At 46.2% G+C, this 14,110-nt stretch carries 11 protein-coding genes; all 11 read right to left on the minus strand.

Features of this window, described 5'->3' with window-relative positions; translation table 11 throughout:
• Positions 1-26: 26 nt before the first annotated feature.
• Positions 27-830, minus strand: coding sequence for an SDR family oxidoreductase (locus ACI3E1_RS05650; RefSeq protein ID WP_405024684.1), 804 nt, complete (start codon positions 828-830; stop codon positions 27-29).
• Between the two features lie 359 nt (positions 831-1,189).
• Positions 1,190-1,594 (minus strand): hypothetical protein, encoded by a 405-nt coding sequence (locus ACI3E1_RS05655; protein ID WP_405024685.1) that lies wholly within the window; start codon positions 1,592-1,594, stop codon positions 1,190-1,192.
• A 25-nt stretch (positions 1,595-1,619) separates the two neighbouring features.
• The gene (locus ACI3E1_RS05660; RefSeq protein ID WP_405024686.1) at positions 1,620-2,309 is read right to left on the minus strand and encodes a hypothetical protein; all 690 of its coding nucleotides are present in this window, start codon (positions 2,307-2,309) and stop codon (positions 1,620-1,622) included.
• A 165-nt stretch (positions 2,310-2,474) separates the two neighbouring features.
• The gene (gene galE / locus ACI3E1_RS05665) at positions 2,475-3,473 is read right to left on the minus strand and encodes a UDP-glucose 4-epimerase GalE (RefSeq protein WP_405024687.1); all 999 of its coding nucleotides are present in this window, start codon (positions 3,471-3,473) and stop codon (positions 2,475-2,477) included.
• A 102-nt stretch (positions 3,474-3,575) separates the two neighbouring features.
• The gene (locus ACI3E1_RS05670) at positions 3,576-5,582 is read right to left on the minus strand and encodes a KUP/HAK/KT family potassium transporter (RefSeq protein WP_405024688.1); all 2,007 of its coding nucleotides are present in this window, start codon (positions 5,580-5,582) and stop codon (positions 3,576-3,578) included.
• Positions 5,583-5,736: 154 nt separating this feature from the next.
• Positions 5,737-7,053, minus strand: a complete 1,317-nt coding sequence (locus ACI3E1_RS05675; protein WP_405024689.1) for an aminopeptidase C — start codon at positions 7,051-7,053, stop codon at positions 5,737-5,739.
• 284 nt (positions 7,054-7,337) lie between these two features.
• Positions 7,338-8,006, minus strand: a complete 669-nt coding sequence (pgmB, locus tag ACI3E1_RS05680; protein ID WP_405024754.1) for a beta-phosphoglucomutase — start codon at positions 8,004-8,006, stop codon at positions 7,338-7,340.
• 27 nt (positions 8,007-8,033) lie between these two features.
• Entirely contained in the window at positions 8,034-10,307 is a 2,274-nt protein-coding gene (locus ACI3E1_RS05685) for a glycoside hydrolase family 65 protein (RefSeq protein WP_405024690.1), read from the minus strand.
• Positions 10,308-10,398: 91 nt separating this feature from the next.
• Positions 10,399-11,394, minus strand: coding sequence for an aldose epimerase family protein (locus tag ACI3E1_RS05690; protein ID WP_405024691.1), 996 nt, complete (start codon positions 11,392-11,394; stop codon positions 10,399-10,401).
• A gap of 92 nt (positions 11,395-11,486) precedes the next feature.
• Entirely contained in the window at positions 11,487-12,845 is a 1,359-nt protein-coding gene (locus tag ACI3E1_RS05695) for an SLC45 family MFS transporter (protein WP_405024692.1), read from the minus strand.
• Between the two features lie 228 nt (positions 12,846-13,073).
• Entirely contained in the window at positions 13,074-14,090 is a 1,017-nt protein-coding gene (locus ACI3E1_RS05700; RefSeq protein WP_405024693.1) for a LacI family DNA-binding transcriptional regulator, read from the minus strand.
• Positions 14,091-14,110: the final 20 nt, after the last annotated feature.

Raw genomic sequence — 14,110 nt, forward strand, 5'->3', positions numbered from 1 at the left:
TCTCAATTTAATCACGCCCTAGCGATCTATCCACGCGACTTTCCGCCGGCAACATTAATGGTTACACCAGTAATATAACTTGAGCGATCTGATAGAAGATAAGATACTAAGTCAGCAACCTCCATTAACTTACCGCTTCTTCCCATTGGAATTGTCGAAGTATTATTATAGCCGGCTCTTAATTCATCAACTGTTTTATTACGCGTGTATGCTAATGCTTTTTCATAACTCAGAGTCCGTAACCCTGTAGCTTCCATAATTCCTGGAGCAACTCCAACAACACGAATATCTAAATTCCCTAATTCCTTAGCCCACGAACGCGTAAATCCATTAATTGCACCTTTAGTTGCTGAATAAACACTCTGACCTTGAGAGCCTTCCAGTCCCGCCTCCGACGACATATTCACTACAACACCCGCTGTCTTCTTACCAACCATTTCTTTTACAACTGCTTGACTTACCAAATAGACACTTTTAACGTTAACGCTAAACATCTTATCGAAATCATCCTCATGAATAACGTATTTACTATTTGGTTTTTTATCATCTGCCAATAACCGCGGAAGATTGATGCCCGCATTATTCACCAGACCATCAATTTTTCCAAATTCATCAATGGTCTTATTTACCAAAGCTTGCACATCCTCATGCTTAGTCACATCTGTTTTCACAAAACGCAATCGTCCATCTTCAAACGCTGGCGCATTTAAATCAGCATTAATGACATACGCCTCTTGACTTAAAAGTTCGCGCACAATTGCCTCCCCAATTCCACACGAACCCCCGGTAACAATGTACACGCGATTATGAATATCCATCCAATTTTTCATTTGCTACATCCCCTTTTCTATGAATTTATTATGCTATGTATCCGTTTTCTTATGCAATCACCTTTTTTTCATCCTACTTTGAAAAAAAGGGCATAACATAATAAAAACAGAAGACCGTGACATAAATCACAGTCTTCCTGCCGCTTAATCAAACCGTTTCCAATATGTTAACCAATGGATAAACACCACACCTATCTATTAGTGTAGCTACACTATATTGATATTACTAAATTTATGTCACACTTAATTACTTGCTCTACACTAGTAGAGAGAATGTTCGCAAACTTTTAAACTCATACTTTGCAATTTACTCAGTTTACTTCTTCATATTCGCTTTTTTACTTTGGTACATCTTTATTTTAGAAATCGTATTTCTCAATCCTTTGTTCTTCCAAAACAAAGTCCTTAAAGTACGGCAACTTAAACGCTACGTAGGCGTATGCCTTATCCCTAATAATCTGCTGCTTAATTAGTCGTTTCCGGTACGTTGACCAGTAATTAGAAGGCTTCCCTGTTTGCCGCGCAATCTCTGCCATTTTAACCTGTCCGCCTTCACTTTCACTCATGGCCATTGCACGCAAAAATTCCTTATCGCCCGCAGTTAGTTGCTGGTAAACCAGCGCGTATGCTTTTCTCGCCAACGTGTCCTGATACTCATTAACCACTTGGTTGACTACATTAGCACTAATTTCATCCCCTGGTGCCGTACTTTTCCAAACCAGGTATCCTAATAGTTGAAAAGCATAAGCATATCCTCGCGTCATCAATGTTAACCGGGTAGCTATTTCATCAGAAATTTGCCGCCCCCCCCTGCGCGAAGTTTGTTCGAAATGCCCGTTCAATTGATTTTCCGTGCAAAAACGGAAGTTCCAGCTGATTACTCCGGAGTAGAAACGTCAACACTTTGTTATGCTGTAGTTCAGAAATATTTTCCGGCAAGCCAGTCATCACCAGCGCAACCCCAAAACGTTGCCGAATAAGCTGCTGATAAATCATTGCTAAATCCCGAATTTGCGGGGTTGACGAAACTTCGTCAATCGCAATCAATACCTTTTTATGGTGCGCCTTCAGCTGCTTAAATATTTCCATTAATAGCCCAATTTGTGTAGCGTTTCCGGCAGCTAATTTAAAATCAAAATGCCTTGTTTTGACCTTATCAATCTTACTGAAAAAGCTCTTTAATTTCAGCTCCGGCTGCATTTGTAAATTTTCAATTAGGTTATCAACAATCAATTGATTATTTAACAGATCCACGACAACCCAATCATCATGCCGCTCAATCTGACCAATAATCCCAGTTAAAACGGACGTCTTACCTGATCCCCGGACGCCACAAATCATCGTTGTCTGATATGGTGTGTCAATTTCAGCACCCGCATTGGTTAATTCATCAACGTAATCCGTAATTATCCGTTCCCGATCCAAAAACAACTGCGGAACCTTCCCAAAATTAGGGTTAAATGGCGACCGCTCTTTCATCTCGCTCACCTCCACTTGTGCCCTTATTATAATTTGTTTTTGCATTTTTTGCATTTTATTTTGCTTTTGCATTTTTTGCATAATTTAAGTCGCATTTAAGTTGTAACACAAAAACGGCCGCTAGTTCCCTAGCGACCGTTCCTATTACTTTTTTATCAAGCAATCCTACTTCTGGTCATCGTAACCATTCGGATGCGTTGAGTGCCATGCCCATGCCGTTTCAATGATCTTGTGAACATCGTCATACTCCGGCTTCCATCCAAGAGTCTTACGTGCCTTGTCCGAAGCGGCAACCAGTGAGTCGGGATCTCCGCCTCGCCGGCCAGCAATTTCAGCCGGAATTTCTTTCCCCGTTACTTCCCGGGCCGCCTTCAGCATCTCTAAGTTAGAGAACCCAGTGGCTGACCCCAAGTTAAAGGCGTCAGAATCGTGACCTTCTCGCAGGTACTTAACGGCCAACATGTGCGCTGCGGCCAAGTCAAACGGGTGAACGTAATCCCGAATGTTTGTGCCATCCGGCGTATCGTAATCATCCCCGTAAACCTGGAGCTTATCACGCTTTCCTTCAGCCACCTGCAAAATAATTGGCATCAGGTGAGTTTCAGGATTGTGATCTTCCCCAATAGAACCATCCGGCTTAGCCCCAGCCACGTTGAAGTACCGCAAAGCAACGTACTTGATACCGTATGCTTCGTCAGCCCACTTCATGATCTTTTCCATAATTAACTTACTCTCACCGTACGGATTAATCGGCTCTTGCGGATCCGTTTCCTTAATTGGCATGTGGTCCGGAATCCCATAGGTTGCAGCGGATGATGAAAAGACAAGCCGTTTAACACCTACTTCTTTCATCACTTCGAGCAACTTAATTAATCCAGTAACATTGTTGTCGAAGTACTTTAACGGCTTGCCCATTGATTCACCAACCAGTGAGTAGGCGGCAAAATGAATAACGGCATCCACGTCCGGATTTTCCTTGAAGACGCGCCGCATAAAGTCCTTATCAGCTACATCGCCTTCATAAAACTTTGCCTTCGGGTTAACGGCAGCCCGGTGTCCCGTTACTAGATTGTCGACCACTACAGGTTCCTCGCCGTAATCTAGTAGCCAGTCAACCATGTGAGAACCGATGTAGCCGGCCCCCCCTAATACCATAATCGCCATAACGATTCCTCCTTTATTAAGTAAACATTAGGTAAACATTAACTAAATATTCCACCGATAGTATACCACAAATTACTACCGGTGGAACAAATAACTCCTTATTTACTTTTCAGCGGAATTCTTAACTTCCCGCAAGTGAATGGTAGTATCCTGCCGTTGCTTTAAGAAAAGCGGCACCTTTTCAACCCGGACATCACTGAATTCCAGCCCAAACCACTGCACTAGGTTAGTAAGGTGATTTTGCAGAAAAATCCGCGCCGAAATCAAGAACCGTTTCCAATTTGGAATCATGACGTTTGCGGGCAATAATTCCCGAATCAAGATAAAGCAAAAGTCTCCCACACGCCGCCCTGGCGTGGTTGTGTACGTCTGCGGCTGTTCATCAATCATGCCCTTATCCATCAGGTCATGCACTACCTTCCGGATGTAGAGGTTTACCCGCGGCCGCATCTTAAACCCAACATATAGCTGCAAGTTAACCACGTTCCGGGTGCCCATCATATCGACGGTGTAATAGTTGGTAAACGGCTTATCCGTTTGATTAACCGTTACAAACCAATATACCCGGGCCCGCTTGGGGTGCTTATCCAAAATCGAGTAAAGTGTTTCCCGGTCAATTGAGTAATCGTCCTTCACCCGGGAAATCATCACAAGATTATCCGTATACCGCTGGACCGAATTATCATTTGCCAACTTAACCAATTGATCGAGGTAATCCTTAAGCGAGACCTTCTGTGACACGTTCCGGATTGGTTTCCGCACCTGACTTCCGTAATACCAAATAACCATAACGAAAATAATCATCCCCATGATGAATAGGGTGACGTACCCGCCATGAATGAACTTGCTCATACTTGCGATAAAGAACATTGTTTCAATAACAACGTAGAGGCCGCAGAAAAGAATCGCGCCACCCTTTTTAATCGTATCCTCGAGGTAATTAAACAGCAACATGGTCGTCATTAACATCGTGACCGTAATGGCCAATCCGTACGCCGCTTCCATGTGCTCCGAAGTCCGGAAGAACAACAAAACCGAGCAGGTGATAATGCACAGCAGCCAGTTAATATCTTTAATATAAATCTGACCACGGGACATACTTGGATGTTCAACAAACATCCGCGGTAGTAGCTTAAGTCCTTCCGCCTCTTCAACGAGGGTGAACGACCCAGTAATCAACGCCTGGGAAGCAATGATGGCAGCCAATGTCGCAATAATGACCCCGAACATGTAAAACTTCCCCGGTAACATTGTATAAAACGGGTTAATTGCTCCGGACATGTGATGGAACTCACTCATATGCCGAATTAGATAAGCTCCCTGACCAAAATAATTCAAAATTAAGGCTAGGAAAACAAACGGCCAAGTGATGTAAATGTTCCGCCGGCCAACGTGCCCCATATCAGAATACAAGGCCTCCGCTCCAGTCGTTGCCAGGAAGATACTCCCGAGAATAAAGAGCCCGTCTTTATTTACCGGTGAGAATAACACTCGCAAACCATAAACCGGTGAAAGTGCCTTAAGAATTCCAAGGTTACCAGACATGTTGTAAATTCCAAAGAATGCCAAGAAACCAAACCAAACCAGCATAATTGGTCCGAACGCCTGGCCAATGAAACTTGTTCCAAAGCGCTGAATTAAAAACAGTACCAATAGAATCGTAAGTGTGATGATCACCACGTCGTTTTGGTCGTGTACGGGAACCGCATGGTGAAACGCCACGCCCTTTAGTCCCTCAATCGCACTGGTGACCGTCACAGCCGGGGTTAATGTCCCGTCGGCTAACAAAGCTGCTCCCCCAATCAACGCTGGGAGAATCAACCATTTCGCCTTATTTTTAACAAGGGCGTATAAGGCAAAGATTCCCCCTTCACCATTATTATCCGCCCGGAGAGCAACCAATACGTACTTGATCGTCGTAATCAGCATTAACGTCCAAAAGATTAATGATAAGCATCCGACTACGTAATCAGGGGTTAAATACTTCATTCCCCCGGCGTTCCCAATTAACGCGTTCATTACGTATAGCGGAGATGTTCCGATATCGCCGTATACAACCCCGATGGTGATTAATGCCCCCACCAGGATTCCCTTGCGGTGTTTCGTCATTTTTGCCACCTCATTGATTTTTCTACCTAATACGGTTCATCATACACTTTATTCTCCCGAACGACCATTAATTTCGTATTACAAAACGACAAATTTCCCGGGAAATAACAAAGAGGATGAAACTAACGTCCCATCCTCAAGTTAATTTGAAAACTTATGCCAGTGAATCCCACGGCTTGAGGTCAACTCGCTGCTGGTCAAGCAGCTTCCGTTGTTCATCCGTCAAATACTTCTTATTGATGATAACCTCATACATGTACTTGTCAAACCACTCATCAGTCATGATGAAGTAACCATCCTTACCAACCTTTTCGCCCCAACTATTTTCGATCTTCCATTTCGTTGGTTGACCGTCAACCAGGTCAACCCCAGTAAACGTCATAGCGTGAGAACACGTTCCTTCACCAGAAGCTAGTCGGTCCGCCTTGCTCATCTCCAGGTCAACCCCAAATAATTCGTCTTCCTTAAAGTAATCTGGGTCCAAAATCCCTTTTTGCCGGTCAATCTTATTAAGAACGTCACACCCTAACCAGGCCGTTTCGCCCGCCTGCAGCTGTTTAATCGTCGCATCCTTTAATGCCTGCGTATCAACCGTTAAGAATTCAATCTTCTTGCCATTAAAGATGTAGTCTTGACTTGGCAAGCCGTACAACTTACCCTGCTCATGATCTGGAGCATCCGTCAAGCACACGTAGTCATCAAAGTGCCAATCCACATATTTCTGATAGAACGACTGCGGCGTTAAGTCACGGTCAATATGGTAGTTGCGTTCATCGTCCCGGTACTCAAAGTCAAACTTTACCGGCGGCTGGCCGAAGACATCAACGAGAATCCGGTAAATCTCGTTTAGAAAGTGCATCTTTGTTTCGCGTAACTTTGCCTTATCAGCCCCGTCCGCCACAAGGTTCCGTAACGTCATAGCATCCTTTCGGAGTTTTAAGTTCAACGTTGGGTTAAGCTCCGCCGTCTTATCACTCGTTAGGGTTTCTGGCATTACATACTGCGGCACTAATCCGTACTTTTCAATTAAGGCTGGACCATTTGCCCACTGGCCGCCATCGCCGTTCCCCCACTTTAACAGAAACTGTACTTCACGGCTATCGAGTGGCAAATCGGCTGTTGCAAGAACATCCTCGTAAAACTTATTACTCTTCTCCAACCGGTCATAAAACGACAGGTAATTTTGCGAGAACTGAAAGTCCTTCATCTTGTACTTCTTGGCAAACTCATGCCGGAGTGTGTTTAATGTTGCAAACAACCAGCACCGACCGCTCTTTTTTTGATTAGCAACTTTTCCTGTCTCCACCTCAACGGAAAACGTTGGGTCGAGATGCCGCTTTGCTGCGTAATTTTCACTTGTGCTAGTCACACCGTTCTTTTGGACCGCCCGCGCAACCACGGCTGCAGCCGGACGCTGGTCAAAGTCTTGCTGGAACCGGCGAAGGTCCTCTAGTGTAATGTCCCTTGTCATTTGATCCGCCTCTTCTTTTGTTTGGTTAAGTATATTCTAATTCTTTTCTTATTTAAAGACAATGCTTCCTTAGCCCACTAACTTGCGTCATGATGTACTTATTCACTGAACATCCACATAATCCGCCGCCAAAACAACCAACTAAACGAAAATTCACCAGCCGACGACTTCATGCCTCGTCCAGTTTACTCCTTCCATCACGCCCCTTTTCTTTGTTCTGACATAAAAACCGCTGGCATCCCTACCAACGGCTTCAACGAAATAATTGTTAGTTATGGAATTTTCTACTTGTGCGCCTGCTCGTACGTTTTTTCGAACAGGTCGTAACTAAAGTCGGCCGTAGTTGGAACAACCTTGTCCGCCTTAGCAAGCTCATGAGCATCACCAACAGCTACGGCCACCATGCCAGCATCCTTAATGGACTGCACCCCGGCAACGGCGTCCTCCACCCCAACACATTCACTCGGGTCAAGGTTAATGGCAGCCGCCCCAGCTAGGAAAATGTCCGGAGCCGGTTTGCCATGCGCAACCTTCGCCGGATCAGCGATCGCATCAAAAGCATTCATCAACCCCAGTTTCTCTAGAATTGCTGGGGCATTTTTGGAAGCTGATGCGAGGGCCATCAATATCTGATGCTCTTTTAACTGGGCAATTAAGTCGTTAATTCCCGGCAGGATGTCATCCCGCGTCAGCTTCTCAATTGCTTTCAGGTAGTAGCCGTTCTTCTCAGCCGCCATCGCTTGCACCTGTTCGGTCGTATAATCGGTCTTCACCCCGCCGAATTCCAGAATCCGGTTAAGGGAGTCAATCCGGCTAACCCCCTTGAGCTCCGTTTCAAACGAAGCCGGAAGCTCTAGGTTCAACTTTTCCTTTGCCAGCTGACTCCATGCTGCAAAGTGGAACTTCGCCGTATCCGTAATGACCCCGTCCAGGTCAAATACGCATCCCTTCATCATCATTATCATTCCCTTCGTCCCTAACTATTTGCTTAACTTTACGTCTTTGCCATCAACCTTGATTGCCAGGTCATCACCGGACAGTAATTCAATCTTCGTTCCCGTCTTATCAACAGCAACGTTTAACAGCCGCCCCCGGAAGTTCAGCCGGAAGTGGTAACCGTTCCATGCTTCCGGAACAAACGGCTTAAACTGCAGCTGACCGTCAACTACCCGCATCCCAGCGAATCCCTGTACGATCGCCAGCCAACCACCAGACATGGCCGTAATGTGCAGCCCATCAACCGTATCGTTATTGTAGTTGTCCAGGTCCAGCCGGGCTGTCCGTTCGTACAACTCAACGGATTTTTTCTGATACCGCAGGTCAGCTGCCATGATGGCGTAAATTGATGCGGACAGACTGGATTCATGGACTGTCAGCGGCTCGTAGAAGTCAAAGTTCCGCTTCTTTTGCTCGGCCGTAAACTCGTCCATGAAGTACCACATTGCCTGGAGGACATCAGCCTGTTTAATGTACGGTGACCGTAAAATGTGGTCCCATGACCAGTGCTGGTTGATCGGCAATTCGTCCGCCGGAATTTCATTAATTGGGTTGTTGTGGTCGTCCAACGTAATATCCTTGTCAAGGAAGCCATCGTGTTGAACAAAGATACCAAGTTCCTTGTCCTCTGGGAGGTACATCTTATCAACAATATCCTGCCACTTAGCCTTTTCGTCCGCCGAAACGTTTAGCTTAGCGGCCTGATTAGCAGCGACTTTATCAAGAATTTCCAACGTGTACTTTAATTCCCACTGGGCCATGAAATTGGTGTACCAGTTGTTGTCAACGTTGTTTTCGTACTCGTCAGCCCCGGTAACCCCGTGGATCATGTACTGGCCGTTCCTCTTAGAGAAGTGAACCCGGTCAGCCCAAAAACGGGCAATTTCAACGAGGACCTTGCTTCCTTCGTTCAGAACATAGCTCTCGTCACCAGTCATCTTTGTGTAATTGTAAATGGCATAGGCAATGTCACTGTTCCGATGAATTTCTTCAAACGTGATTTCCCACTCGTTGTGGCACTCAACCCCGTTGAACGTCACCATCGGGTAAAGCGCCCCCTTTAAGCCCTGTTCCTGAGCATTATGGTACGCCCCGTCAAGTTGGTTGTACCGGTACATTAACAAGTTTCGCGGCACTTCCTTCTTGGCCGTTCCCAGGTAAACCGGGAGGCAGAAGGCTTCAGTATCCCAGTAGGTTGCCCCACCGTACTTTTCGCCGGTAAAGCCCTTTGGCCCAATGTTCAGCCGCGCATCGTTCCCGTAGTAGGTTGAGAACAGCTGGAAAAGGTTGAACCGAATTCCCTGCTGGGCCGCATCGTCGCCGTCAATCGTAATGTCAGACTTCTTCCACCGGGCAGTCCATCCGTCTTCCTGCGCCTTTACTAAGTCAGCGTACGAACTTTCCTGAACCCGACTTAACAGCTTATCAGCGGCAGCATCGAGGGCTTCTCGTGTATCGTAGTCCCGGGACGTAACCACAACAACCCGCTTTTCAAACGTTACCGGGCTGTTCGGCGATAACGTACCGCCAAACCGGTTGGCCACGTGCTTGTCCGTCTCTTCTGCTTCGGCTGGCTGAAGATCCGTGACGTGCGCCATTGCCATTTCAGTGGTAAACTGCGGCGTTCCAAAGTTGTTTGGTGCTGTTTCTCCCACCAGCTTACCGTGGTCGGCAACAACCTGCTTGTCCAACACCGTCCAGAACTGCTCGCCGTAATTGGAATCTTCGTTATAAACATCGGCATTAATAAAGGATGTCACTTCAACCTGAACGTTGTCGTTGCTAAGGTTGGTGAACGTCAGTTTGTTAGCGTATAGTTCCTTAAAGGCCACACTAACAAAGCGTTCGGACTCAACCTTGATCCGATGACCGTTCTTTTCAACGATAAATGACCGGTCAAGCACTCCCCGCTTCATGTCAAGGCACAGCTCAAAGTCACTAAACTTATCCTTGGCCAGGTCAACAGATTCACCATCAATCCTGATGTCAACACTGACAAAGTCGATGGCGTTCGGCACCTTCCCGAAATACTTCGGGTAGCCGTTCTTCCACCAACCAACCCGCGTCTTATCCGGGTACCATACCCCGCCAAGGTAAATCCCCTGGTGAGTGTCACCGGAGTATTGTTCTTCAAACATTCCCCGCATTCCCATGTACTCGTTTCCGATACTGGTCATGCTTTCCTGAAGCCGTTTGTCTTCCGGGTTAAACTCGTGGGTAATAACCTTCCACGGATCAATTTCAAAAATTCTTTTCATGTGATTCGTCCCTCCTGTAAGTTTAGAGTAACCGATTTCATCAACGCTTTATATTATATATGCAATCGGTTGCACTGACAAGATGCTAATCCTATTCTGCATCAACTATTTGGAATGCCATCCGCATCGTTTTGTGCTCACCAGCCCGCAACCGAATTTCACCAAATTCTGGATGATGGAGTGCATCCGGAAGGGTTTGCGGTTCCGTTGCTAATGAATTGTAAATTCCTGCTGCATCGTCATTCCCATTTTTAGGATCAGCAGTAAAAATAACTAATCCGTTCCGGTCACTGAAGACCTGAACTTTTAAATTTCGCTTATGTTCCGTTATTTCAGCAATCGGCGTTGTCATGCTGGGTTCAACGTTAAACCCATCATCATACCCCTGTTGATTTTGTTCCTGCCGAAGGTTACCAACCGCCGCACTAAGCGACCGCGTTGTAGTAAAATCAAACGCTCCCCTAACTGGTTCTAATTCACCGGTTGGCAGCTTAGCACTGTCCACCACCATGTGCCGCAAAGCGTTTAACCGAAGATCAGTGTCTTGCAGGCCTTCCGGCAACTGCCAATAGATATGAAGGGTGGGATCATAAACAGTATCACCCTGTGCCGTCACGTCATACGTCAAGGTTAACCGGTCATCGTCAGTTAATAAATAATTGATGCTAACAACAGCATCTCCCGGAAACCCATCCGTGGTCGCCTTCATCCGCAATGACAACGTCACTTCATTGTCTGCCGTCTGATATCCTTCAAAAAGTTGAGTGCTCGTCCCGTGATCACCACCATGAAGTGTATTAGGACCTTCATTAGTTGGAACGCTTACTGTCTGCCCGCTAATCATAAACTGGCCGTTCTCAATTCGACCGGCAACCCGGCCGATTTGCTTACAAACCTGATACGGGTTTTTAACGTAATCCTCAACAGAATCAAAGTTAACCACCATATTTTCACGGTGACCATCACGGACCACCGAAAATTCCTGCACAATTCCACCTAAAGTTAGAACCACAACTTGTGTTTTCTTAGCATTCGTTAGTACAAAGCGTTCGACCGCCTTACCATCATATGTGCCCCATTTCATCATTAAATTCCTCCCTTGAATACCGAAAAAGGGAATTTCCGAAAACAATTCCGGCAATTCCCTCTCTCACCATTAAACTAATAACCTTAGCTTACTTATTCTTCAGGAGCGGCTTCTGCACTAGTTTCCTTAATCGTGTAAACCGCAACTGCCCCGAGCAGCATAACTACCCCAGACAGTAAGAACATCGTTGCCTGGTTATGTCCCAGCATCGGGAACAGGATAAAGCTAGCCAACGAAGCGATAATCTGCGGTAAGCAAATTGATCCGTTGAATAATCCCAGGTACGTTCCCATGTGCTTTCCTGATAATGCGTTTGTCACAATGGTCAACGGGTACGTGTTCATGGCAGCCCATGCAACCCCAGCCAACGTGTATGAAACAATCAAAAGCATCTTTGAATGGATAAAGAAGACTGATGCGAACCCAATTGCTCCGAGGACTAGACTTCCTGCGTAACCAATCCGGTGCCACGTGTTTGGTAATTTAGCCAAAACGTATGACCAAACAACAGCAGCAATTGACTGAACGGCGGCTAAAATTCCGTACCAGTTACCGGCAGCCTGGAACCCTTGGGATGAAACAACGGTTGTGTGCCAAACATTCAACGCAATGGCCCCGTTAGAGTACGTCCACAGGTACTGGAATGCAAACCAGCAGAAGAACTGAACAAGCGTGACCGTCCAGAATGCCTTCGGGGCCTTTTGCAGCAGGGTAAACATCCCAACCTTATCCTTGTTGTCTTCCTCACTGATTTGATGGTATTGAGCATACGTCTTCGGGTCGTATTCGTGCACCCGCATTACCGTAAAGAGACTCGTGATAATTAAAATTGCGGCCCCAATGTAGAACGAGAGCTTAACGGACATCGGCACAACACCCTTAGCCGCAGTATTGTGAACCCCCAACCACGTCAATACAAACGGGAAAATGGCAGCCAGCACAGCCCCAGTGTTTGATAAGAAACTCTGAATTCCGTAAGCGTAACTTTTCTGCTTATCATTAACCATGTCCCCAATCATCATCTTAAATGGTTGCATCGCAACGTTTGATGATAAGTCCATGAACGCCACGGTAACAGCAGCAAAAATCATTGCGGCCATAGAAGCGTATCCCAAACCAAGACTCCCTGAGTTTGGAAGCAAGCACATAACAACAACGGCAACAATCGCCCCTAATAACAGGTATGGCAACCGCCGGCCGCCAAGCTTAGGTGCCCAAGTCCGGTCAGAAAAGTACCCTACTAACGGCTGAACGATTAACCCAGCTAGCGGTGGAAGAATAAAGAACCATCCCAGGTTATTAGGGTTCGCCCCAATAGTCTGGAAAATCCGGCTCATCTGCGAACTTTGTAACGTGAAGGCCATTTGGACCCCAAGAAACCCGAAGTTAATCATCCAAATTGTACTTGGATTTAGGTTCGGAAGCCCCGCCTTCTGCTGTCCATTATTCATGAAAGCATCCTCCTTTAAAATCAAAACCAATATAATTGCAAAACGCTTACACCCATATTATAAGCGCTTTCTCAAACATCCGCAACCGGTTGCATTTACTTTTTACGTATTATCTTAGCGTTCTACCACATATTCTATTTAAATAAATAACAACCGGTTGCGTAAAAACATATTAAAAACGGGCCACCCGGCATTCACGCCAAATAGCCTGTTCCTTATAAAATTAACCTAACCCCGTGAAGAGTTTCGCTCCACAATCTTATGCGGAACTATTACCATCGAGCTGTTTAATCCTAATTTTTGTTTTTCTTTTTCTGGACTATCCATTACCAGCACGGCTGCTTCGTTCCCGAGAAACCGGGGGAAAATCTCAACTGAAGTCATCGTTGGGTTAGCCGTCTCTGCAAAAACAGAGTTGTTAAACCCAATCATCCCGTACTCGCGACTATCCCGGCGCAACGACTTCAGCATATTTTGAACGTGTAGCCCGGTAATATCATCGCACACCACAAACGCATCGACTTGTGGATTCTGGTTAAGGAAATGCGCAAACGTCGTCTGATCGTGCGCGCGGTCTGTTCCAAGTTGAACCGCAACCGGCTCGCATCCCGCTGCCCGCATCGCTCGCTGATAGCCAAGGTAGCGATCGTTTTGCACAAACTCCTGTAAATTAGTCGAAACGTAGGCAAGGTGCCGGTACCCCTTACGCATCAGAAAGGCCGTTGCATCGCTTCCAGCCGTAATATTGTCGTTATTCACGTACATCACGTGATCATGGCTTTGTGGCGGGGTTCCAATCACAACGTACCGGACGCCTGATTGCGCACTCACGTAATCCCGCACCGGATCGTTCGCCTGGGAATACGCAAAGATAAACTTCGTAATGCTCCCCTGTTTAATCATAATTTCGATGTTATGAATCAATTTATCAACAGTTGGCGCCGTTGCCACAGATACTAAATATGACCGGGAACTGCAAAACGCCTCGACTCCCTGAATCACCTGTACGAAAAACGGATCGTTTCCAACTGAGCTTTCACGGGGCGGAAAAATCACCCCAACAATATTCGCTTCACGGTTTGCCAAGTTTTGCGCCGCGAAGTTAGGCGAGTAATCTAATTCCTTCATCGCCGCCCAAATTCTTTCCTTTGTTGCCGCACTGATTAACCTGCTGTTATGCAAGGCCCGGGAGGCAGTTGACGGCGACACTCCCGCTAACCGTGCAACATCCTTAATGGTTACCATTTGCTGTCCCCCCAACTTAA

Origin of the sequence: Ligilactobacillus sp. LYQ139, from assembly GCF_045033025.1 — a bacterium.
In the GTDB taxonomy this organism is placed as follows: domain Bacteria; phylum Bacillota; class Bacilli; order Lactobacillales; family Lactobacillaceae; genus Ligilactobacillus.

Bases quoted from the DNA above. Each gene is read 5' to 3' on its own strand.
- ACI3E1_RS05650 (WP_405024684.1), bottom strand. From the start codon at position 830: ATGAAAAATTGGATGGATATTCATAATCGCGTGTACATTGTTACCGGG.
- ACI3E1_RS05655 (WP_405024685.1), bottom strand. From the start codon at position 1,594: ATGACGCGAGGATATGCTTATGCTTTTCAACTATTAGGATACCTGGTT.
- ACI3E1_RS05660 (WP_405024686.1), bottom strand. From the start codon at position 2,309: ATGAAAGAGCGGTCGCCATTTAACCCTAATTTTGGGAAGGTTCCGCAG.
- galE (WP_405024687.1), bottom strand. From the start codon at position 3,473: ATGGCGATTATGGTATTAGGGGGGGCCGGCTACATCGGTTCTCACATG.
- ACI3E1_RS05670 (WP_405024688.1), bottom strand. From the start codon at position 5,582: ATGACGAAACACCGCAAGGGAATCCTGGTGGGGGCATTAATCACCATC.
- ACI3E1_RS05675 (WP_405024689.1), bottom strand. From the start codon at position 7,053: ATGACAAGGGACATTACACTAGAGGACCTTCGCCGGTTCCAGCAAGAC.
- pgmB (WP_405024754.1), bottom strand. From the start codon at position 8,006: ATGAAGGGATGCGTATTTGACCTGGACGGGGTCATTACGGATACGGCG.
- ACI3E1_RS05685 (WP_405024690.1), bottom strand. From the start codon at position 10,307: ATGAAAAGAATTTTTGAAATTGATCCGTGGAAGGTTATTACCCACGAG.
- ACI3E1_RS05690 (WP_405024691.1), bottom strand. From the start codon at position 11,394: ATGATGAAATGGGGCACATATGATGGTAAGGCGGTCGAACGCTTTGTA.
- ACI3E1_RS05695 (WP_405024692.1), bottom strand. From the start codon at position 12,845: ATGAATAATGGACAGCAGAAGGCGGGGCTTCCGAACCTAAATCCAAGT.
- ACI3E1_RS05700 (WP_405024693.1), bottom strand. From the start codon at position 14,090: ATGGTAACCATTAAGGATGTTGCACGGTTAGCGGGAGTGTCGCCGTCA.